Here is a 20,125-nt window from a genome sequence, read left to right on the forward strand (position 1 = left end):
GCAGAACCCGGGTGACGGCGACATAATCGCGGGATGATGACGCCCGAAGAGCTGCTGACGACCACCCGGACCGTCCGCAAACGCCTGGATCTGACCCGGCCGGTTCCCCTGGAACTGGTGAAACACGCCCTGCAGGTCGCGTTGCAGGCACCGAGTGGTTCGAACACCCAGCGCTGGCACTGGCTCGTGATCACCGATCCCGGGCAGCGGGCCGAACTCGGCGAGCTCTACCGGCGGGCGTGCCGTGAGTACCTGGATTCCCCGCACGCGGCCGGGAAACTGTTCGCGGACGATCCGGACCGCTCCAAGGTGCAGAAACGCGTCGGCTCCAGCGTCGAGTACCTGGCCGACAAGATGGGCGAGGTTCCGGTGCACGTCATCCCATGCCTGGAGACGACGAGCGCCGAGCTGCCCGCCGGCAACCAGGCCGGGTTGTGGGGGAACCTGCTGCCCGCGGTGTGGAGCTACATGCTCGCGGCGCGCGCGGTCACCCTCGGCACGGCGTGGACGACGTTGCACCTCAAGTACGAGAAGGAGGCCGCGGAGATCCTCGGCCTGCCGGAGAACGTGCACCAGGCCGCGCTGATCCCGACGGCGTTCTACACCGGCGACACCTTCAAGCCCGCCCCGCGTCAGCCGCTCGAAGACGTCATGCGCCTGGACCGTTGGTGAGCTACAGGTAGGACTCCAGCCGGTCCGCCAAGGCCTTGGGGTGGCTCAACGGCACGGAATGCGAGCCCTCGATCTCGTCGGGCGCGAAACCTAGCCTCTCCTGGACGACCCGGCGCTGGAACTCAGGCGTGAAGAACCGGTCTTCGCGCGCTATGAGGACCTTCGTCGGGACGTCCGGCCACTTTTCCAGCGGCCAGGGCTGTCCCCACTCGGCGCTGACCTGGTTCCTGCCGTGCGATCCCGCCTCCGCGACGAGGTCCGCCGGGACGCCGTTGAAGAACTTTTCCTCGTCGCTGAGGCCCTTCGCGTCCTGGAAACCGGTGTTGCCCCACCAATCCCCCGGCGTCTCACCCGGCTTCGGGATCATCGGCGTCAGCAGGACGAGCAGCCGTGCCGAACGCTTCTCGGCGACCAGCGGCGCGGTGAAGCCGCCGTAGGAGTGGCCGAGCACGACCAGGTCGCCGCGGTCGCCGATCGCGTTCACGACGGCGTCGACGTGCTCGGGGAAGCCCGCCTTCTCGTCGTCGATCGGCAGGTTCACCGCGACGACGTCGTGCCCTCGCCCGGACAGTTCCGCTTCCAGGAGGTGGAAGTCCCAGGCGCTGCCGCCACCGCCATGGATCAGTACGAAGGTCGCCATCCGCCCAGCTAAGCCGAAGCCGCGACGATCAGCAACGACCGAGCATGTCGCTCAGTGCGCTCTTCTCCGCTGTCGTGATCGTGAGCCCGTAGTAGTGCTTCACGGTGATCCAGTCCGTCGCGTAGGTGCACCAGAACGACACGAGGGGCGGCTTCCACTGGTCCGGCGCCTTGTCGCTCTTCTCCTGGTTGACGTTGTCGGTGACGGCGAACAGCTGCGGCCGGGTCAGGTCGTTCGCGAACTGCCGCCGCTTCTCGTCGGTCCACGACTTCGCGCCGCTGACCCAGCTTTGGGCGAGCGGGACCATGTGGTCGATGTCGACGTCGGTGGGCTTGGTCCAGGTCTCGCCGTCGTAGATGCTGGTCCAGCTGCCGGAGGTCGGGGCGCAGTCGGAACCGGCCTTGACGTCCTTGCCGTCGCGTTTGAGCACGAACTCGCGCGTATTGCAGTTGTTCCCCTGGTTGTCCCAGTGCGGGTACTTCTTGCGGTCGTAGCCGTCCATCGAACCGCGTGGCGCGACGGTGAGTTCGTCCAGCTGCTTGCGCGCGTCGGCGGCGCTGGCGGGGTTCGCCGGCTTCGGCTGCAGCGCGTCGCCCTTGCCGCTCACGAACCAGAACACCGCGAGCACGACGGCGAAGAGGGTGATCAGCAGGAGCAGCCGCTGAGCCGTGGTCATCTGGCTGGTACGCGTGGCCACCGCGCGGTTCCTCTCGACGGGGAGTGGGGAGTGCGCCCAGTATCGCCGCGCCACGCGCGGGAACCGGGTGCGACACGGCGATGACACCCGGTAGTTGTTGTCACATCGGGGCCCTGAGCAGCGACTACCCCAGGGACGCTGCCGGAAGGAGCGGGTTTGTGGGCGCCGAAAAACGCAAATGGAACACCAGGGTCGACGACTATCTGAACCGCAAGGCGGCGGAGCGCGGACACGTGATCGCCATGGCACGTATGGGATCCACCGCGCTGGAGCGCGGCGATCTCGACGAGGCCGAGGACTGGTTCCGCAAGGCCGCCGCGGGCGGTGACCGGGTCTCGATGGGCAACCTGGCACACCTCCTGCGTGAACGCGGCGCCCCCGAACAGGCCGAACGCTGGTACCGGGAAGCGGCGACGGCCGGTGATTCGCATGCCATGGCACAGCTGGGAAATCTCTGCGCGCGACGCGGCGATTTCGATGACGCCGAGGACTGGTGGCGACAGGCCGCGCGCGAAGGCCGGGCCGAGGCGATGGCGGAACTCGGGCGGTTGCTGCACCGGCGCGGTGAACTCGAGGAGGCCGAACACTGGGCGGGCCAAGCCGCCGAAGCGGGCAACGTCGAAGGAATGATCACGCTCGGCGCGGTGCTCTGTGACACCGGGCGGTCGCGTGAAGCGGAACCGTGGTGGCGCAAGGCGGGCGAAGAGGCCGACCCGGCCATGCTGTGCAAACTCGGTCACCGGGCCCAGCAACGGGACGACCTCGCCCGCGCCGAGAGCTGCTACCAGGCGGCCGCGGCCGCCGGTGCCCCCGAGGCCGCCGTCCGGCTCGGCCTGGTGCTGCACCGCCGCGGCGAACTCGACGCCGCCGAACGCTGGTACCTCAAGGCCGCCAAACGCGGCGACGCCGCCGCGATGACGAACCTCGGCGTACTCGCCAACGACCGGAACGACCCCGGCGAGGCCACCGCCTGGTACCGGCGGGCCGCTGAACTCGGCAGCGTCCCCGCGTACACCAACCTCGGCAGGCTGGCCGCCGACCGCGGGGACTTCCCGGAGGCGGAGCACTGGTTCCGCGCGGCCGCCGACACCGGCGACCAGGCCGGGCAGCGGTATCTCGAGGAGCTGCACCGCAACCGGCAGCGGTTCTAGGCTTTCCAGTTCCGCATCGCCGCGAAGCCTTCACGCAGCCGCTGGAGTTTGCGGCTGCGGTACGGGTCCTCGCCGTCGTCGAGCCGCCACCGCTCCTCGACGCCGGCGCGGAACACCGCGAGCCCTTCGAAGCCGAGTCCGGCGGTGAAGTCCGCGATACTCACGTCGACGCGCCCCGAACCGTCGAGATCGAGACGCAGCAACCATTCCGCGAGTTCCTTGGGCTCCGGCGGCGAGTCCGCGCAGGCCTCGGCGTACAGCGCCAGCGCCCTGCTCACCTCCTCGCCGAGCGTCCCGAAGGAGTCGTCGACGAAGTCCAGCGCCTCCACGATCAGCTCGACGACACGGCACAGCAGCGGCCCGTCCCCGACCTCCTCGGCGGTGGCGAGCACCTCGCGGACCTTCTCGGTGTACGCGAGCGTGCCCTGGAAGCCGACGAAACCGCGCAACCGCAACGTTCCCTCGACGTGCCGCCGCAACGCGTCGAGGTCTTCGCGGCCGGCCTTGAGCGACAGTTTGCGGAACAGGACGGGATCCTCGTTCGCGTGCTCGACGAGCAGTTCGATCAGCTCGGTGCGCTCCAGCGACTCGACATACCCGCGGATGTCGGCCGCGCCACCGTCCGCCGCGCCCTCCAGGATGAGCAGGCCGACGGCCACACAGTGCTTGCAGAAGAAGCCGTCGGCCGCGTGCGGGCAGGAACACTCGCCCACCAGCTCGCCGTCGACGTTGCGCAACCGGACCGTGTACCGGTCGGTGCCGCAGACCACCGCCGCCACCCCGCCCGCGACGTCGTCCAGCGTCTCGACCGCCTCCAGGTACTTGGCCCCGCGCGCGAACGAGACGTCACCGGCCTGCCTGCGGAGTTCGTCCTCGCTGAACCACGTCACCGCCCTATTGAACCCCTTGCGCCGGAGGGCCGAGGAACAACCCGCCGCTCGCGTCGAGGACCTGCCCGGTCACCCACCGGGCGTCGTCGGAGGCGAGGAAGGCGACGACGTCCGCTATGTCCTCCGCGGTACCGAGCCTTTGGTGCGCGGTAAGGGCTTCGATGGCGGTCTTCAGTTCCGGCGTGAAGATCGCGCTGTTGTCCGCGGTCCTGGTGGCTCCCGGCGCGACGACGTTGACCGTGATCCCGCGCGGACCCAGCTGCAGGGCGAGGGTGCGGCTCATCGTTTCGAGCGCGCCCTTGGTCATCGCGAAGGAGGTCTGAGCCGGGTTGGCCATCCGCGTCGCGACCGACGAGATGTTGATGATGCGGCCGCCGTCGTTCATTCGCGCTCGTTGGATGAGGAAGTACGGCGCCCTCACGTTGACCGCGAAGAGGTGGTCGAAGCCTTCGGGCGTGTCGGTCTCGATCGGTCCTCCCGGTGCGGCTGCCGCGTTGTTGACCAGGATGTCCAGGCTGTCGATGCCCTCCAGGGCCTTGTCGACTCCTTCCATGGTCGACAAGTCGGCCTTACCGCTGTCGTGTCTCAGGACGTTGATGCCGTCCTTCTCGAGCCTCCGCGCGATCGCCGCCCCGATCCCCCGCGATGCTCCCGTCACCAATGCCGTCTTCATGCTCACCCCAGATGTTAGTGACTAACACTTTGATAGTGTCTACCACGTGAGCCTTCGAGACCGCCAGCGCGCCGAAACCCGGCTTCTCGTGCAAACGCACGCCATCCGCCTCTTCACCGACGTCGGCTACGACGCGACCACCGTCGCCGACGTCGCCGCGGCCGCCGGCGTCTCGGCGATGACGGTCTACCGGCACTTCCCGACGAAGGAGGACCTGGTCCTCTACGACGAATACGACCCCGTGACGGCTTCTGCCGTGCTTGAGCAGCCTGCTGCTCCTTTGCCTCTTCGGATTGGGCGCGCTTTGGCGTCGACTGCCGCCCTGGGCACTTCGCAGGAGAAGGCGTTCCTGCTGGCGCGGCTACGGCTGATGATCTCGGTGCCGGCGCTGCGGGCGCGGCATCTGGACAGCCAGTACGCGACGGCCGATGCGATCGTGACGGCTCTCTGCGGGTCTTCGCCTTCGCCGGTCGAAGAGTTCCAGGTGCGGGCTACGGCTATGGCGTGCCTGGGGGCGGCGCATGTGGCGCTTGTGCGGTGGGCCGAGACGGACGGGGAGGGGGATCTGGCGGGGTTGATCAGGGAGGCGCTGAGGAGCGTGTTCGGGGACTAACGGAAAGTGTCAGACCCCCTCTTTAGTATCGAACCCGTGTTCGACAACTTCCCGCACTTTGCCCACAGCGCTCTGCACGTCCTCGTGTTCCCAGATGCGCACGACCCGCCACCCGGCCTCACCCAGAGCCGCGTCAGCCAGCCGGTCGCGTTCGATGTTCCGCCGTAGCTTCGGTGTCCAGTACCACTCATTCCGCGTGGGCTCACGACCATGCTCCGGGCAGACGTGCCAGAAGCACCCGTCGACGAAGACCGCGACCTTACGCCGGGTGAAGACGATGTCGGGCCGCACACGAACACCGGCCGGCAAGTCGAGCCGATGGTCCTTGCGATAGCGAAAGCCGAGGCGATGCAATGCCCGGCGCAGCGCGACCTCAGGTTTGGTGTCAGACCGCCGATTCGCCTTCATGTTGCGCGAACGCCCCGCGTTCAGCGGCGCGGGGGATCGCCGCTGCCCGGCCTTCCGCCGGGCCGGCTCGACACCGTCACTCTCCGACACGTTCACCAACCACCAGACCAATCACAGCTCTGCGTCTCGCGTGAGGCAAGATACCGACAGGCCGCCCACCCGCGCAGATAGAGAGGAGCATCGATGAGCACATACGATGTGGTCGAGATCTGCGCAGGCGCCGGCGGGCAAGCCCTGGGCCTCGAAAAGGCCGGGTTCGAGCATGCCCTTGCCGTGGAACTCGACACACACGCCTGCAACACACTCCGAGCCAACCGGCCCAGCTGGAAGGTCGTGGAAGCCGACGTAGCCGACCACTCGGAATGGCGCCCAGCCGACTACAAGGGCGTATCACTGCTGGCCGGCGGCGTACCCTGCCCACCTTTTTCGATCGCGGGCAAGCAACTCGGCGCGAACGACGAGCGCGACCTCTTCGCCTGGGCCGTGGAACAAGTCACCGTGATCCAGCCTCGTGCGCTCATGCTCGAGAACGTCCGGGGGCTGAGCATGCCCCGCTTCGCCGGGTATCGACAGCACGTGCTCGACCGCCTGGCAGGGCTCGGATACATCGCCGAGTGGCGGCTACTGCACGCGTCAGACTTCGGTGTAGCGCAGTTACGTCCACGTTTTATCCTCATCGCGCTCAAGGCTGAGGATGCTCCCTACTTCCACTGGCCGGACCACGCAGGGACGCCTCCAACGGTCGGTGAAACCTTGATCGACCTCATGGCCGCCGATGGCTGGAAGGGCGCCAAGGCGTGGTCGGAAAAGGCGAACAAGATCGCACCGACCATCGTCGGCGGTTCGAAGAAACACGGCGGAGCCGATCTGGGCCCGACACGTGCGAAACGTGCCTGGGCCGAGATGAGTGTAGACGCGCTCGGGGTCGCTGACGCTCCTCCAACGTCGGACCACCCTGTGGACTTCATCCCGAAGCTGACGACGGAAATGGTCGCTCGCATCCAGGGCTGGTCTGACGACTACCCGTGGGAATTCACTGGACGGAAGACGTCCAGGTACCGGCAGATCGGCAACGCCTTCCCCCCACCGGTTGCTCGCGCGGTTGGCGAAGCGATCATCCGTGCGTTCAACCGGGAAGGTGAGCCCAAGAAGATGGAGAGCGCCGAGCGCGATCCGGTCTACAAAGCTCTCCGCGAAGCCGAGGGCTTCCTCACTCCCGAACGCCTGATGAAGCTCGTCGGCCTCACCGATCCCGCAGAGCTCGAACGCCGGATCGGCCTGCTCAGTCGCGACTTCGAGGTCGAAATCGACACCTCAAACGCTAAGACCGCCTACAAACTCGGTAACTTCAAAGCCTTTGTAGGACAAGAAGACCACGACCGGCACGACCTCTTCCTGAAGCACCGCGCGAAGATCAGCTGATGCCGGGCCGGGCCCGCAGTTCGATGCGGGCCCGGCTCCGGTTCACCCTCGGCCGCGCTTGGTATAGGGAGCAAGCCGGTCCACCTCGGCCCTGATGGAGCCCGGAGGCCAGGGTTTCCAGCTTTCCGCGCGGTACCAGGTGTTGGTTCGGCCGGTGATGGGATCTCTCTTACGTCTTGAAGAGATCTTCCAGCCGAGCAAACGAAGTTCACGAAGGCGTCGTTGCCAGTCCTCCTGGTACTGATGCATCGACGCAACGACACCAATCAAGCTGGACGGAGCCCAGTCACCTCGAAACGCTTTGAGCAGCTCACCAATCCGCCCATGCGGCTCGGCGTGAGCGGAGGCGGCACGGATCTCCGCGGCGTATGCGTCATAGGTCGCGTAAAAGTCCTTCTTCCCCGAGTTGCACTCGACACAAAGCGGCTGGAGGTTATCCAGTTCGTCGGTTCCACCCCACTCGCGAGGAACCTTGTGGTCGACATCGAGGACCACCCCATGGTCCAGCGGCGTTCTTCCGCACTGAGCACAACGCTTCGGAGAGAGGACTTCAGCCCTGACCCTCCTGCTCAGGGCCTTCCTGGACCCATCCTTCTTAACCTCAGACCAGCCTTCAAGCCGGTACAGGTGCTCAGAGCCAGAGCGAACAGCAAGAACTTGGAAGTGATCACGCAGATCACGGACCCTGCGGTCCGTCTGCGACAAAGCTTCGCCGAGGACTTCGGCGATGTGCGCACGAATCTCGCGCATAGTCGGCGGATTGCTCCGGCGTTCGTACAAGAACTTGTAGAGCACCCGATGTGACTCGCTTGTCAGAATCGACAAATCTGGCGATCCGGGCTTCGGCAAAGCACGCTTCTTCTGCGGCATGAGATCTATTCCTCCACCGGCGCCTTGCGCTTTCGGGGAACGATGGGCGCTGGAACGACTGACTCCTCGTCGTCGCTCGCCACGACCCACAACCTTCCCTCAATCTCAGCTGTGGGCCGCTTCTCCTCCAAGCCGGCCGGTACGACCCTGGCCGCGACGACCTGTCCCTTCTTCGGAACAGGCAGCCCCAGTGAACGGGCCACCAGCGGATCGCGATCCTGATGACCCAGCACTAGGATGCCTTCGGGACGAAGTCCATCACGAGCACCACCTGAGTCCCGGGCACGTTTCATCGAATCGTCTTGCTGCGCGACAGTGGCAATTTCAGCCCGTCTGACGATCCTTCCCTGCACCAACCGGAAAAGTTCGTTGATCCTTGCCTGGCCACTAGCACCCCTTCGGCCTCGCGCACCAAAGATCCGCTCGCGTTTGTCGGCGGGAAGCTCAAGGAAAAGATTGGGCTCAAGCACTTTGTGGTTTTCCCACAGTGGAAGGATTGCAGCCCTTCCAGCCTTGTTGAGCGTGTTCTTGCTGTCGCGATTTGCTCCACGGTTGAGGTACTCAGGACGAACTCTGACCAGCCCGGCGGACCAGGACTGTTTCAAGTCTTCCGCCCAAAGAAGCAAACAGATATGACCGACCGCCTCGGGCGGAAGCATCCAGCCTTTCGACATCGAATACTTACAGTCGACGTCGATACCAGCGATCTTGTAGTCCATCACGGCACCGTCTTCGAACCCGAACTCGCGATGCAGATTGATCTCAATCAGCGTTCCCATATAGGTCTTTTCGGTCTTGTGCAACTGGTCAAAGGACCACCTGCCCGTACGCTGACCGTCATAAAGTTGATCGAGCGTGTCCCGAAGAACCGCGGCAACTCTGTCACCAGAAGGATCTCTTCGATAAAGCTCATCTCTCACCGCCAGCACCTCGGAATCTGCGGCGGCAAGGTCAGACAGACCAGGAAGCATCAATTCCCCCTCAAAGAAATTGAATGAAACAACTGTGTCAAGTGAGATCAAGAGGAAAGCGAGCGCCCCAACCGTCGCATGATCTCCTCGCGCTGTGCACCAGGAAGCTGCCAAAGATGCGACATCGCCCGCTCAACCCGGCTTTGCTCACGCTTTCCAGCAACAAGCCAGGCAAGCAGCATTTGCTTGTCCTTGCGGGGAAGTTCCGTAATCTCGTCCCACACCTGGCGCTCACTGAACCTGGGAGACGCCAGATGCTTGGCCGTCTCGTTGCACCGCGAGCATTCGGTCACGAGATTTTCCTCGCCTGAAGCGGATCCATACTTGTGTGGCTCGACATGACCAATGGTCAGCCGCGCCGCCGCTTCCGTCTCATCGGGATAGAGCTCTCCTGGCAAGATCCCACAGCGAACGCACCGGTGGTTGTCCCTCTCGAAGACTCTCCGGCGAGTCGCAGCCGTGACGACCCTCAACCCTGCGGCGCGGTGCTCCTTTTCCCATACCGGCTTACCGATCTTTTCCAGCAGAAGCTCGCCTGGAGCAAGGCCACCACGATCGCGATAGGTCAGGATCGACCATCCGGCAGGCCGGAGATCGCGCATACGCCTGTCGATCTGTTCCACTCCCGGGATCGCTTCCCGAAGCTGCTGCTTCACGAAGCGCCCGCCCTCACCCACCTCATCGGCAAGCCAGAGCGCAACCCTCACCCGCGTCCCCAGATTCGGGTTCCTCCAGTCGGGCTTGGCCCCAGCATCGTCAACAGACACCCACTACCTCCGAAGCACGCGAAGCGACCTTCGCACCGTACGCCGCCGAAGCTTGCTTCGGCAAGTAGCGGCACCAGTGGCATCTCGCACGGCAACGCCCCCATCGGCCGCCGCCACCAGACCGCGCCATCAAAAACAAATTGCAAAAAATCGACGCGTCGTTCATAGTAAGAACACTCAACCAAGCACAGGAGTAGTCATGACGAACGCGCACCAGCGAAAGGCGCAGCGCCGGCATTCGGCCATCGCGTCCGCTGCCGCCTGTCCGTCGAACTCTGGTCGACGGCCGTCATCCTGGCCTGGCCAGTGGCTTCTGACCTGCGAGGGCTCCCCATCATGACGCCATAGCGCGTGATGTCAGGGAGCCGCCCATCGGGAGACCGATCCGGGCGGCTTCTCTTTTTGGTATGCCCGAATTCAATTCCTTATCGGCGAGCTTGGGAAGCGGAACTGCCTCCAAAACCGTATCCAGGGGGTTCGACTCCTCCCGCCGGTGCTCGACGCTGCCCATTTCAGCGCGAACCTTGATAACCAAAGACATTTCCCAAAAGCTCGTCCCCGTCGCCAAATGAGGCGGCCAGGCCGAGCGCCGGTGGAGGCGTGCATGCGTCTCCGCCTCGCCCTTGTAGCTCAGGTGGACAGAGCGCCGCACTACGAATGCGGAGGTCCCAGGTTCGAGTCCTGGCAGGGGTACTGGTCGGTGTGTTCGAGGGGGATACACCGATCGGCGGATGCGAGGGGCATGGCGACCCCACCTGATTTGGGATCAGGAGTCACCGCGTTCGACTCGCGGGCGTCCGACCAGGAAGTACACCAAGGAGGATTGGCCGAGTCCGGTAAGGCAACCGTCCCGAAAACGGTGGTCGGCGCGAGAGCGTCGCGCAGGTTCGAATCCTGCATCCTCCGCAAGCCCCTGTGGTCCAACGGATACGACTCCGGCGTCCGAAGCCGGGAATGCAGGTTCGACTCCTGCTGGGGGCACGATGATCCGAGCTTGGCCCACTTCACGACGGTCGTGCTGCGGCTTGCAAAGCCGTTGGATACCGGGTTCGACTCCCGGGTGGGTCTCTTGTTCTCTACCTAGCCCTAACGCCCGCCTCGCACCGTCTGGCCGGCTGAGCGGCAAAGGCCCCCAGGAACGGCCCGAGTACACCGAACCGTTCCACGCGGAGCTGTACGACCTCTCCGAGCCCGGCAGTGGCCGGTGGACGCAGATCGCTTACGCGCTAACCGGGGGGCGCCTTGGCCGCTCTCCGACGCCACTGAGAGTCCACAACGGACAGACAAAAAGGCCCTCCCGCGAACGGGAGGGCCTTAGTGCTGTCTCAACCAGACGTGCGCCCGAAGGGATTCGAACCCCTGACCTTCTGATCCGTAGTCAGATGCTCTATCCAGCTGAGCTACGGGCGCTTGTTCAGTTTTCAATCTAGCACCTGCCGGAACAGGTGCCAGCGGAGGCTCCGGGATTTGAACCCGGGAGGGGGGGTTACCCCCAACCGCATTAGCAGTGCGGCGCCATAGACCAGACTAGGCGAAGCCTCCCAGGTCGAACGACCACTGCCCAGATAGGTTACACACCCCGCGGACCCTCGCGAAAGGGACCCCCCTTAGACCCGTTGCAACGCTCTGAGCAGCAGCGGAGAGCGTCCGCCGAGACCTTCGGCTTCGAAGACGGCGACGCCGACGCGCGGGAGGTCGCGGGCCGCGGGGTAGGCCAGGTAGCGCGGGACCCAGCGGGGTCGGAACTTCGCGTTGAAGCGGTAGAGGGTCTCGATCTGGATCCAACGTGAGAAGAATCGCAGCGTCCGGGCGGACAGGCGCGCGACGGGGCCGGCGCCGATGCGCTGGCCTTGTTCCAGGACGGCGCGGAAGGCGGCGAAGTTCAGGGAGACGTGCTGGGCGGGGGTCGTCAGGAGCAGTTCGGAGATCATCAGCTCGTTGACGCCGTTGTCGGCGGACCGGTCCCGGCGCATGACGTCCAGGGACAGGCCCTTCTCGCCCCAGGGCACGAACTGGAGGACGCCTCGGATGTCACCGTCGTGCTCGGCGGTGACCAGGACCGAGTCCGGATCGCCCATCCGGCCGAGGGCCATCGAGAAGCCGCGTTCGGTGTCGGTACCGCGCCAGGTGGCGGCGAGGGCGCGGAGTTCGTCGAGTTCGGCGGCGGGGATGTCTTCGGCCTTCCGGATCCGGACGGTGTAACCGGCTCGCTTCGTGTGTGAGACGGCTTGGCGGACTCCGCGCATCGTGCGGCCTTCGAGGGTGAAGGTGGCCGTGTCGACGACGGCTTCGTCGCCGATCTCCAGGACCTCCAGCCCGAAGCGTGCCCAGACGGTCGCGCCCAGTTCCGAGCAGCCCATGGTCGCCGGGGTCCAGGCGTACCGGCGGCAGACGTCCAGGTACTCCTCGATCGCGCCCGGCCATGCTTCCGGGTCACCGAGGGGGTCCGCCGAGCACAGCGCGACACCGGCGATCACGCGATAGGTGACCGCGGCCTTCCCCGACTTCGAGAAGACCACGAACTTGTCCCGCCGGAGGGCGAAGTACCCCAGCGAGTCCCGCTCCCCCAGCAGCGCCCTGAGCCGCTCGACCTCGTCATCGGTCAGCTCCGGCGCGGGTTCGGCCGACCGCAGCAGGAAGTACGCCGCCAGCAGGACAGCGCCGATGCCGAACAGCAGGCCGACGGCCGCCGAAAGGTCCTCCAGCCACATCGCGTGGAAGACCGCCGGGCCGCTCACGCCGACCAGGGCCAGCACCGACTGCAGCAGGCGGTCGCCCACGCCCAGGGGATCCAACGCCCTGGCGATCGACAGCAGGGTGAAGTTGATCGCGATCCCGGCCAGCACCAGCTGCAGGAAGACCCGGATCGCGCGCCACCGGCCGGTCACCGGATCGGGGAGCGCGATGAAGTGGCGCCGCGTCGCGATCAGGGCGATCAGCAGCGCGAGCGACACGAGGCCGGCGCCGAGGACGTGCCGCAGCCCGAGATGCGACACCGTCAGCAGGACGGCGGCGGCGACGGCGAGCTGCCAGGCCCTTCGCTTCCGCCGTTTGAGGCCGGCGGCGAGCATCACCAGCAGTACGCCGGTCACCAGCGCGACCGTCGCCGCGCCGACCGTGGCCTCGTTGGGCAGTTCCAGCCAATCGGCGACATGGCCGCGCAGGGTGCGCCGTCCGGCCGGGACCAGCACCGAGACCAGGGCCAGCAGTCCGGCCAGTCGCGTCACCCAGGTGATCACCGCCACCGAGGTGGCACCCGCCACCCGCCACGCGCCCGCCAAGTTCCCGCCCCCGTTAACTCCTTGCCAGCTCCACGAACGGTACAAGGGCTTCGGGGTTCAGGAGCGCATCCCGGCTGACGGCGCGGTCAGGTGAAACGCCCGAAAGGATCTTCTTGACCGGAACCTCGCATTTCTTGCCGTTGAGCGTGCGGGGTACCTCGCTCACCTGGACGAACCGGTCGGGCACGTGCCGCGGCGAAAGGGCCCCTCGCAACTCCTTGCGCAGGGCGGGTTCGACGTCCTCGAGCGAGACGCCCTCGGCCAGGACGAGGAAGCACAGCAGCTGTCCGTCTTCGTTGCCCGCCGCCGAAGTGTCGATCACCAGCGAATCCGCGACCTGGTCGAAGGCTTCGACGACGCGGTAGAACTCGGCCGTGCCCATCCGGACGCCGCCGCGGTTGAGCGTCGAGTCGCTGCGGCCGTAGATGACCGCGGAGCCGCGGCCGGTGATCCGGATCCAGTCGCCGTGCCGCCAGATCCCGGGATACATCTCGAAGTACGCCTCGCGCAGCCGCGAACCGTCCGGGTCGTTCCAGAAGAACACCGGCATCGACGGCATCGGTTCGGTGATGACCAGTTCGCCGACCTCTTCCACCACGGGCTTCCCGGTCTCGTCGAACGCGGCGACGGCGGCGCCGAGCGCGCGGACGGAGAGTTCGCCCAGCCAGACCGGGACGTCCGGGGCCGCCGCGACGAACGCGGCGCACAGGTCCGTGCCGCCGGACACCGAACAGATCTGGACGCGTTTGCCGACCTCGTCGACGATCCAGCGGAAGCCCTCGACGCTCAGCGGCGCGCCGGTGGATCCCAAGGCGCGCAACGCGGTGAGGTCGTACCGCTCCGCCGGTTTGATCCCGGCCTTCAGGCAGCTTTGGATGAACGGCGCCGACGTGCCGAAGTAGGTCACGCGGTGTTGTTCCGCGATGTGCCACAACACGTTCAGGTCCGGATGGCCTGGGCTGCCGTCGAACAGCACGATCGTGGTACCCGTCAGCAGGCCGGAGATGAGGAAGTTCCACATCATCCAGCCGGTGGTGGTGAACCAGAAGAACCGGTCGCCCGGGCCGAGATCGCTTTGCAGGGCAAGGGCTTTGAGGTGTTCGAGGGTGATCCCGCCGTGCCCGTGGACGATGCCCTTCGGCAGGCCGGTGGTTCCCGAGGAGTACAGGACCCACAGCGGATGGCCGAATTCGACGGGCTCGAAGGTCAGTTCGGCTCCGGCGTTGTCGGCGAGCAGCGTGTCCCAGTCGAGCGTACCGTCGAGGCGCCCGCCGGCGTAGTCGACGAGCACGGTCGCTTCTAGGGTGGGGATCTCGTCCCGCAACGAGTTCACCGTCGACCGGCTGTCGAACCACCGTCCATTGTAGACGTAGCCGTTGACGGCGATCAGCACCTTCGGCTCGATCTGGGCGAACCGGTCGGTGATCGCCCGGACACCGAAGTCCGGCGAGCAGGACGACCAGACGGCGCCGAGGCTCGCGGTGGCGAGGAAGGCGATCAGCGTCTGCGGACAGTTCGGCGCCAGCGCGACCACCCTGTCCCCTTTGGACACTCCCAGTTTCCGCAGGCCCTCACGCGCGGAGGCGACGGCGGAGCGCAGGGCGCCGTACGTCAGCTGCGACGAAAGGCCGTCCTCGCGGTGGAAGATCACGGCGATCTCGTCGTCGGCCTTCGCGGCGCCCGCGACGCCGGGCATGAGCGAGTGCTCGGCGTAGTTCAGGGTGCCGCCCTCGAACCATCGCGCGTTCGGCATCTCGCCGGTGAGCACCTCACCGGGCCGGTCGTGCCAGCGCATGCCGAGGAAGTCGGCGACGGCCGCCCAGAACTCGGGTCCGCGCCGCACGGAGAACTCCCACAACGCGTTGTAGTCGTCGACTTCCACTCCGCGTTCCGTGCGCAGCCAGCGGCGGAACGCGTCGATCTTGGTGTCGGGCAGGCGGCTCGGCTCAGGGCGCCAGAGCACTTCCGGGGCGTCGGCGGTGTGCGTCACCCCGCGATGTTAACCCTCGTTAACCGATCTAGCGAGCCCCCGTGAACAGCTCGTACGCCATCGTCTTGAGCCGCCCGGCGTCCAGCGGAGTGACCGTGAGCCAGCCTCGGTCACGACGAAGACCGTAGCGTCCTTCGGGGGTGTCCACCCAGGTCAGCGTGCCCTCGCCGCGGACCCAGCGGCCCTCCCACGACTTCCTGGTCGCGCCGAGCCGTCCGCTGCCGATCCGCTGCGTCGCGATCCTGACCAGCACGATGACCTCGGGTTCGCGCAGTCCGGCGTCGCGCAGGACGTCGGAGAACGCCGACTGCCCGCCGCGCTCCCCCGCCTCGCACGCCGCCGTGTAGTCGTCGACGCGCAGGTTGACCGAGAGGCCCCGCCCCTGCTCACACGACGGCAACGCCTGCAGCAGCGTCGCGGCGACGAGCGGTTCCCGGAGCGACGACAACTCGACGTCGGTGCCGGCGACACCGATCGCGACGGCGCCGCGATCGGACACGCATCCCACGGCCCGGTACGCCGGATCGCCGTCGAGCCGCAGGTCCAGCGTCAGTTCGCTGTTCGCGATGGTGTGCAGCAACGTCACCAGCTCCGGCGCGGGGGCGTCCACCGTGCCGAGGCCGCGTTCGGACAGCGTCCGGCTCGCCGCGGCCACCAGCTCGGCGCGGAACTCCGGCGTCCGCCCGACGTGCGGCACCTCCAGCACCGCGGGCAGTTCGTCGCGTCCGTGCGCCGACCACAACAGGAACAGCTCACCGATGTGCAGGCGGATCCAGTCCATCAGCGGCCTCGCGGGTCTTCGCCGATGACCGGCGGGGTGACGTAGCCGCCAAGGCCCCAGACGTCGGAATCCTCGACGAGGTAGTCCGGCGCCTTGTGTTCGTCCTCGCCCTGATTGCCTTGCTGTGGCCCCGCCATCCCCATCGGCATCCCGCCGAAGCCACCCATGCCCGCGGCCGCGGCGCGTGTCCCCGCGACCTGACCCGGCTGCCCCGACGGCCCGAAGCCGCCGGCACCGGATCGGCCGCCCTGTCCGAGCTGCTCGTGGGTGCCGCCCACGGTGCCGGGCGACGGTGGTGGCGGCACGAAGGCGCCGCTGCTCGTGCCGGGCGCGCGCGGCGCCTCGGCGGGCTCCCGCACCTGGATCGGCGCGACGTCGTCGACCGCGCCGCTGCTGCGGGTCGAGTTATCCGGGGGCGTCTCCGGTTCGGGTTCGGGCTTCGGCCGCGGCTCCGGCTCTTCGGGCGTCTTGAGGATCTGCGGCTGTTTGCCGTACGAGGTGAAGCGAGGGACGTTCTCGTAGACCTCGCCGGAGGTCCATTGCATCCGCGTCATCACGTCGGCGGCCTGACGGTGCAGATCCTGCGAGGTCTCGTCGGTCGGTTCGGCGACGAGACGGCCCGCCTCGGCGAAACCGGACTTCTGTGGTGACGATGTCGACATGGCCTGCGTCGAGTCGGAGACCGGGACAGGACGGCGCTGCGGCGGCTGCGGTGTATTCGGACGCGGGGAGTATCCCGGCGGCTCGGGCATCGTGTGCCGCGCGGTTTCGGCGATGTCCGCCTGACGGCGCACGCAGTTCGCGACGTTCTCGGCGCGCCAGCCGGTCTCGGCCGCCCAGTCGACGAGTTTGACCGCGGCGTCACGGGCCCTGTCCGCACCCTCGCCCGTCCAACCGTCGGCCGTGGCGACGATGGCCGCCCTGAGTTCGGATCCGGCCCGGTCGAGGAAGGCGCTGATCTTCGTCCACTGCGCGGCGACGGCTTCCGCGCCCGCCAGGTCCAGCTCGTTGTGGACCATCTCGTAGAGCTCTTGGTGCGAGTAGCTCATCCAGTCGATGTCGGCGTTGAGGTGCTCGGGGCCGGGCCGCGGTTCGGGCTCCCGGGGCGGCCACGGCGAGGGCAGGATCCGCATCAGTGCTCGTCCTTCCGCTCGTGCTCGACGATGTCCTCCAGGTCGAACCGGCGGGCGACCCGTTCCAGCTGCTCCTGGCCTTCCTCGTCCGCGGCGACGTACATCTTCCGCGCCGCCATCACGGTGAGCTGGAAGTCCTTGAGCACCTTGGCGAAGTCGTTGAGGACGGGCAGGGCCGCTTCGGTCCCCTCGGTCGCGGCGCCCTGGAAGCGTTCGCTCATCGTGTGCCCGACGAAGTTGGCGCCCAGTTTCAGGGGCGCCTTGAACTCCGTCGAGTCCTTGATCAGCGCGTTGAGTTCATGCCGTGCCTTCAACAGCGCGTCGACGAGCTTCTTGGCGGCGTCCTCGGTGACCTTGACGGTCCCCTTCTTGGCATCGGTCTTGGTGTCCCGGATCTGACCCGCCACCGGTGCCAGCGCCGGAGCCGAAGCGCCGAACGCGGCTTGTGGCGTCACGGGCACCTTGGGTGACTGTGCCATTTGACCCTCCCCTGTCACATCTGGAGGGAATGGTAGCGCGGATCAGGTCACCGCAGGTGGGCGTCGAACCAATTCAGCGTGCGCTGCCAGGCCTCCGCGGCCGCGTCCGGATCCGCGTCGAACCGGTGGTTGGCGCCCGGGTAGCGGACGACGTCCGTCACGACCCCCGCCGACGCCGCCGCGTCGCGCAACTGCTCGACCTCGGCGCCTCCGGCCTCGTCACCCGCGTCGCCGTACATGCCGAGCCAAGGGCTGGTCAACCGTCCCGCGATCTCGACGAGGACCGGAAGTTCGGTGACGCCCTGCCCACCGACGCTCACCGCCGCGCCCAGCCTGCGGTTCGAGGCGACGACCAAGGCCGCCGTCCCGCCGAGGTCGAAACCGACGACACCGATGAGATCCGCCTCGACACCGCGCCCGGAAAGCCACGCGAGCGTCGCGTCGGTGGCGTCGAGCAGATCCTGCTGCGTGAGGTTATCGCGATCGAGATGCGGGGTGACGGTGAGCCAGCCTTCGCCGGCGAGCCCCGCCAGGAGCAGGCTCAAGCCCTCTTCGACCTCGTCGGTCTCCTCGTGCAACACCACGAGCCCGCCTCGCACGACGCCTTCCGGTTCGGCGAAGGTCAGGCGCGACGTGTGGCCGTCGATGTGCTGATGTTCCACGGTGGTCGTCAAGGTCATTCCTCCATCAGACCACTCTTAGGTAAATATTCGGGGCTTGCCCGGACGCGGGAGGATACGGTGTCGGAGCCGTCCCCCAGACGTAGGAGCGCCGAAGATGTCCCCTGTTTCGCCGCGTGCGGATCTCGAATCGTTGCCGAAGTACGTCCCTGGCCGGACAATCCAGGGTGCGATCAAGCTGGCGAGCAACGAGGTTCCCGGTGGACCGCTGCCGAGTGTGGCGCAGGCCATAGCCGAAGCGGCACAGGGCATCAACCGGTATCCGGACATCACCGCGTCCGGGCTCGTCGAGCGGCTGGCCCGCGAACTGGGCGAACCGGTCGAGCGGATCGCCATCGGCTGCGGCTCGGTTTCCCTTTGCCAGCAGATGATCCAGGCCTTGTGCGGCCCCGGTGACGAGGTCGTCTTCCCGTGGCGTTCGTTCGAGGCGTACCCGATCGTCACGCAGGTGGCGAACGCCGTCGACGTGAAGGTGCCGCTGACCGGCGGACACGGGCTCGACCTCGACGCCATGCTCGCCGCGATCACGCCGAAGACGCGGCTGGTCTTCGTGTGCAACCCCAACAACCCGACCGGGACCGTCGTGCGGCGCGCGGAGCTGGAACGCTTCCTCGACGCCGTGCCCGCGGGCGTGCTGGTCGTGCTCGACGAGGCCTACAAGGAGTTCGTGACCGACACCGAGGTGCCGGACGGCGTCGAACTGGCGCGCGGCAGGGACAACGTCGCGGTACTGCGGACGTTCTCGAAGGCGTACGGCCTCGCCGGTCTCCGCGTGGGTTACGCGGTGGCGCCGGAACCGATCGCCGTCGCGCTGAAGCAGGTGTACGTCGCCTTCTCGGTGAACATGATCGCCCAGGCCGCGGCCATCGCGTCCCTCGACGCGGCCGACGAACTGCTGGAGCGCTGCAAGGAGATCGTCTCGGAGCGGACTCGCGTCCGGGATGCCTTGGTGGCCAACGGATACGAGGTTCCGGAGACGCAGGCGAACTTCGTCTGGCTGCCGCTGGGCGAGCGGACGACGGCGTTCGCGGAGCACGCGTTGGAGCGCAAGCTCATCGTGCGCCCGTTCGCCGGCGAAGGCGCGCGAGTGACCATCGGGACCCCCGAGGAGAACGACCTCTTCCTCGAAGCGGCCGCCGATTTCCCCCGCTGACGCCGAGAAAGGCAAGCAGGTAGTGGGTCTCGTGAGTGGTAATGACGGTTCTAACCGTCATTACCACTCACGAGACCGCTACTTGAGCAGCAGCTGCACCATCGCGGCGAGGCCGACCACGACGATCACGCTGCGCAGCACCTTCGGCGAAAGCTTGCGGCCGATCTTCGCGCCGACCTGCCCGCCGATCGTCGACCCGACCGCGAGCAGCGCGACCACGGGCCAGCTGACCGGCGCGATGAAGGCGTAGATCGTGCCGGCGACGATGTTCACGACGGCGGAGAGCGCGTTCTTGACGCCGTTGAGCCGCTGCAGCGACTCCGACATCAGCATCCCCATGACGGCCACCATCATCACGCCCTGTGCGGCCGTGAAGTATCCGCCGTAGATGCCGATCAGGAAGATCAGGAACAACAGGAGCGGCCCGATCTTGTGGACCTTTCCGTTCTCCTCACGGCGTTTCGCGACCCAGGCGGCCACTCGCGGCTGGACGATCACCAGCACCACAGCGAGCCCGACCAGTGCGGGCACGACGGTCTCGAAGGCGTCCTTCGGCAGCGAGAGCAGGAGGATCGTGCCGCAGATCGCGCCGAGGAACGACGCCACAGCGAGCTTGATCACCTCGGGCCAGTAGCCCTTGAGTTCCTGGCGGTAGCCGATCGCCCCGCTGACCGTGCCGGGGGCGAGGCCGATCGCGTTGGACGTCGTCGCCGTCAGCGGCGAGTAGCCGAGCGCGACCAGCACCGGGAACGTCACGAGCGTGCCCGAGCCGACGACCGTGTTGATGGTGCCCGCCCAGAGCCCCGCGACGAAGATCAGGACCGCGTGCCACCACGTCATAAAGCACTCACCAG

At 66.9% G+C, this 20,125-nt stretch carries 20 protein-coding genes and 7 tRNA genes; 10 read left to right on the forward strand and 17 right to left on the reverse strand.

Annotation, left to right across the window (positions count from 1 at the left end):
* Positions 1-36 precede the first annotated feature (36 nt).
* A complete protein-coding gene (locus L324_RS27940; protein ID WP_173426417.1) occupies positions 37-672 on the forward strand; it encodes a nitroreductase family protein in 636 nt (211 codons plus the stop codon).
* 1 nt (position 673) lies between these two features.
* Here the strand turns inward: L324_RS27940 and L324_RS27945 are convergent, their stop codons facing one another.
* Together L324_RS27945 and L324_RS27950 are read right to left on the reverse strand one after the other, a co-directional pair.
* A complete protein-coding gene (locus L324_RS27945) occupies positions 674-1,312 on the reverse strand; it encodes an alpha/beta fold hydrolase (protein ID WP_037315167.1) in 639 nt (212 codons plus the stop codon).
* Positions 1,313-1,340: 28 nt separating this feature from the next.
* Positions 1,341-2,009: an HNH endonuclease family protein gene (locus tag L324_RS27950; RefSeq protein WP_037315170.1), complete on the reverse strand. Its 669-nt coding sequence runs from the start codon at positions 2,007-2,009 to the stop codon at positions 1,341-1,343.
* Between the two features lie 158 nt (positions 2,010-2,167).
* Between L324_RS27950 and L324_RS27955 the strand changes: the two genes are divergently transcribed.
* Positions 2,168-3,160, forward strand: coding sequence for a tetratricopeptide repeat protein (locus L324_RS27955; RefSeq protein WP_037315173.1), 993 nt, complete (start codon positions 2,168-2,170; stop codon positions 3,158-3,160).
* Here the strand turns inward: L324_RS27955 and L324_RS27960 are convergent.
* A complete protein-coding gene (locus L324_RS27960; protein WP_037315176.1) occupies positions 3,157-4,050 on the reverse strand; it encodes an SWIM zinc finger family protein in 894 nt (297 codons plus the stop codon). The two genes, L324_RS27955 and L324_RS27960, sit on opposite strands and share 4 nt — an antisense overlap.
* A gap of 4 nt (positions 4,051-4,054) precedes the next feature.
* The gene (locus L324_RS27965; RefSeq protein ID WP_081736494.1) at positions 4,055-4,723 is read right to left on the reverse strand and encodes an SDR family oxidoreductase; all 669 of its coding nucleotides are present in this window, start codon (positions 4,721-4,723) and stop codon (positions 4,055-4,057) included.
* A gap of 46 nt (positions 4,724-4,769) precedes the next feature.
* On the opposite strand from L324_RS27965, the gene L324_RS27970 reads away from it, so the two are divergent.
* Entirely contained in the window at positions 4,770-5,336 is a 567-nt protein-coding gene (locus L324_RS27970) for a TetR/AcrR family transcriptional regulator (protein ID WP_037315179.1), read from the forward strand.
* A 9-nt stretch (positions 5,337-5,345) separates the two neighbouring features.
* Here the strand turns inward: L324_RS27970 and L324_RS27975 are convergent, their stop codons facing one another.
* The gene (locus tag L324_RS27975) at positions 5,346-5,840 is read right to left on the reverse strand and encodes a very short patch repair endonuclease (protein ID WP_438938466.1); all 495 of its coding nucleotides are present in this window, start codon (positions 5,838-5,840) and stop codon (positions 5,346-5,348) included.
* Positions 5,841-5,927: 87 nt separating this feature from the next.
* Here L324_RS27975 and L324_RS27980 point away from each other — a divergent pair, with 87 nt between their 5' ends.
* A complete protein-coding gene (locus tag L324_RS27980; protein ID WP_037315183.1) occupies positions 5,928-7,166 on the forward strand; it encodes a DNA cytosine methyltransferase in 1,239 nt (412 codons plus the stop codon).
* A 42-nt stretch (positions 7,167-7,208) separates the two neighbouring features.
* Here L324_RS27980 and L324_RS41775 read toward each other — a convergent pair whose 3' ends face one another.
* From L324_RS41775 to L324_RS27990, 3 genes are read right to left on the reverse strand one after another with little or no spacing between them, the layout of a single operon-like run.
* Positions 7,209-8,036, reverse strand: a complete 828-nt coding sequence (locus L324_RS41775) for an HNH endonuclease (protein WP_037315185.1) — start codon at positions 8,034-8,036, stop codon at positions 7,209-7,211.
* Between the two features lie 5 nt (positions 8,037-8,041).
* On the reverse strand, positions 8,042-9,058 hold the full coding sequence (locus L324_RS41780) for a NaeI family type II restriction endonuclease (protein WP_235783668.1): 1,017 nt from the start codon (positions 9,056-9,058) through the stop codon (positions 8,042-8,044).
* Positions 9,055-9,774 (reverse strand): HNH endonuclease, encoded by a 720-nt coding sequence (locus L324_RS27990; protein WP_037315188.1) that lies wholly within the window; start codon positions 9,772-9,774, stop codon positions 9,055-9,057. Before L324_RS27990 ends, L324_RS41780 begins: the two co-directional genes overlap by 4 nt.
* A gap of 619 nt (positions 9,775-10,393) precedes the next feature.
* On the opposite strand from L324_RS27990, the gene L324_RS27995 reads away from it, so the two are divergent.
* The 5 genes from L324_RS27995 (at position 10,394) to L324_RS42530 (ending at position 10,842) form a co-directional block, all read left to right on the forward strand.
* Positions 10,394-10,467 (forward strand) — tRNA-Arg (locus L324_RS27995).
* 35 nt (positions 10,468-10,502) lie between these two features.
* Positions 10,503-10,578 (forward strand) — tRNA-Pro (locus L324_RS42525).
* Between the two features lie 13 nt (positions 10,579-10,591).
* Positions 10,592-10,680: transfer RNA gene (locus L324_RS28000), tRNA-Ser, on the forward strand.
* 3 nt (positions 10,681-10,683) lie between these two features.
* Positions 10,684-10,755 (forward strand) — tRNA-Arg (locus L324_RS28005).
* A gap of 15 nt (positions 10,756-10,770) precedes the next feature.
* Positions 10,771-10,842: transfer RNA gene (locus L324_RS42530), tRNA-Cys, on the forward strand.
* 268 nt (positions 10,843-11,110) lie between these two features.
* Here the strand turns inward: L324_RS42530 and L324_RS28010 are convergent.
* The 8 genes from L324_RS28010 to L324_RS28045 form a co-directional block, all read right to left on the reverse strand.
* Positions 11,111-11,184 (reverse strand) — tRNA-Arg (locus L324_RS28010).
* Positions 11,185-11,226: 42 nt separating this feature from the next.
* A tRNA-Ser gene (locus L324_RS28015) sits at positions 11,227-11,316 on the reverse strand.
* A gap of 65 nt (positions 11,317-11,381) precedes the next feature.
* The gene (locus L324_RS28020; RefSeq protein ID WP_051174157.1) at positions 11,382-13,037 is read right to left on the reverse strand and encodes a phosphatidylglycerol lysyltransferase domain-containing protein; all 1,656 of its coding nucleotides are present in this window, start codon (positions 13,035-13,037) and stop codon (positions 11,382-11,384) included.
* Positions 13,038-13,068: 31 nt separating this feature from the next.
* Positions 13,069-15,045 (reverse strand): acetoacetate--CoA ligase, encoded by a 1,977-nt coding sequence (locus L324_RS28025; RefSeq protein WP_037315193.1) that lies wholly within the window; start codon positions 15,043-15,045, stop codon positions 13,069-13,071.
* Positions 15,046-15,073: 28 nt separating this feature from the next.
* Positions 15,074-15,826 carry an ESX secretion-associated protein EspG gene (locus L324_RS28030; RefSeq protein WP_037315196.1) on the reverse strand — a complete coding sequence of 251 codons (753 nt, stop codon included), beginning with the start codon at positions 15,824-15,826 and terminating at the stop codon, positions 15,074-15,076.
* Entirely contained in the window at positions 15,826-16,959 is a 1,134-nt protein-coding gene (locus L324_RS28035; protein ID WP_037315199.1) for a PPE domain-containing protein, read from the reverse strand. Before L324_RS28035 ends, L324_RS28030 begins: the two co-directional genes overlap by 1 nt.
* Positions 16,959-17,438, reverse strand: a complete 480-nt coding sequence (locus tag L324_RS28040; protein ID WP_235783669.1) for a hypothetical protein — start codon at positions 17,436-17,438, stop codon at positions 16,959-16,961. Before L324_RS28040 ends, L324_RS28035 begins: the two co-directional genes overlap by 1 nt.
* Before the next feature lie 47 nt (positions 17,439-17,485).
* Positions 17,486-18,118 carry a dienelactone hydrolase family protein gene (locus L324_RS28045; RefSeq protein ID WP_037315205.1) on the reverse strand — a complete coding sequence of 211 codons (633 nt, stop codon included), beginning with the start codon at positions 18,116-18,118 and terminating at the stop codon, positions 17,486-17,488.
* A 97-nt stretch (positions 18,119-18,215) separates the two neighbouring features.
* Here L324_RS28045 and hisC point away from each other — a divergent pair, with 97 nt between their 5' ends.
* Positions 18,216-19,271 carry a histidinol-phosphate transaminase gene (hisC, locus tag L324_RS28050; RefSeq protein ID WP_037315208.1) on the forward strand — a complete coding sequence of 352 codons (1,056 nt, stop codon included), beginning with the start codon at positions 18,216-18,218 and terminating at the stop codon, positions 19,269-19,271.
* Between the two features lie 78 nt (positions 19,272-19,349).
* On the opposite strand, the gene L324_RS28055 is transcribed toward hisC, so the two are convergent.
* Complete coding sequence (locus tag L324_RS28055; RefSeq protein ID WP_037315211.1) at positions 19,350-20,111, reverse strand: sulfite exporter TauE/SafE family protein; 762 nt, start codon at positions 20,109-20,111, stop codon at positions 19,350-19,352.
* Positions 20,112-20,125 lie beyond the last annotated feature (14 nt).

This window comes from Amycolatopsis orientalis DSM 40040 = KCTC 9412 (assembly GCF_000478275.1).
In the GTDB taxonomy this organism is placed as follows: Bacteria; Actinomycetota; Actinomycetes; order Mycobacteriales; family Pseudonocardiaceae; genus Amycolatopsis; species Amycolatopsis orientalis.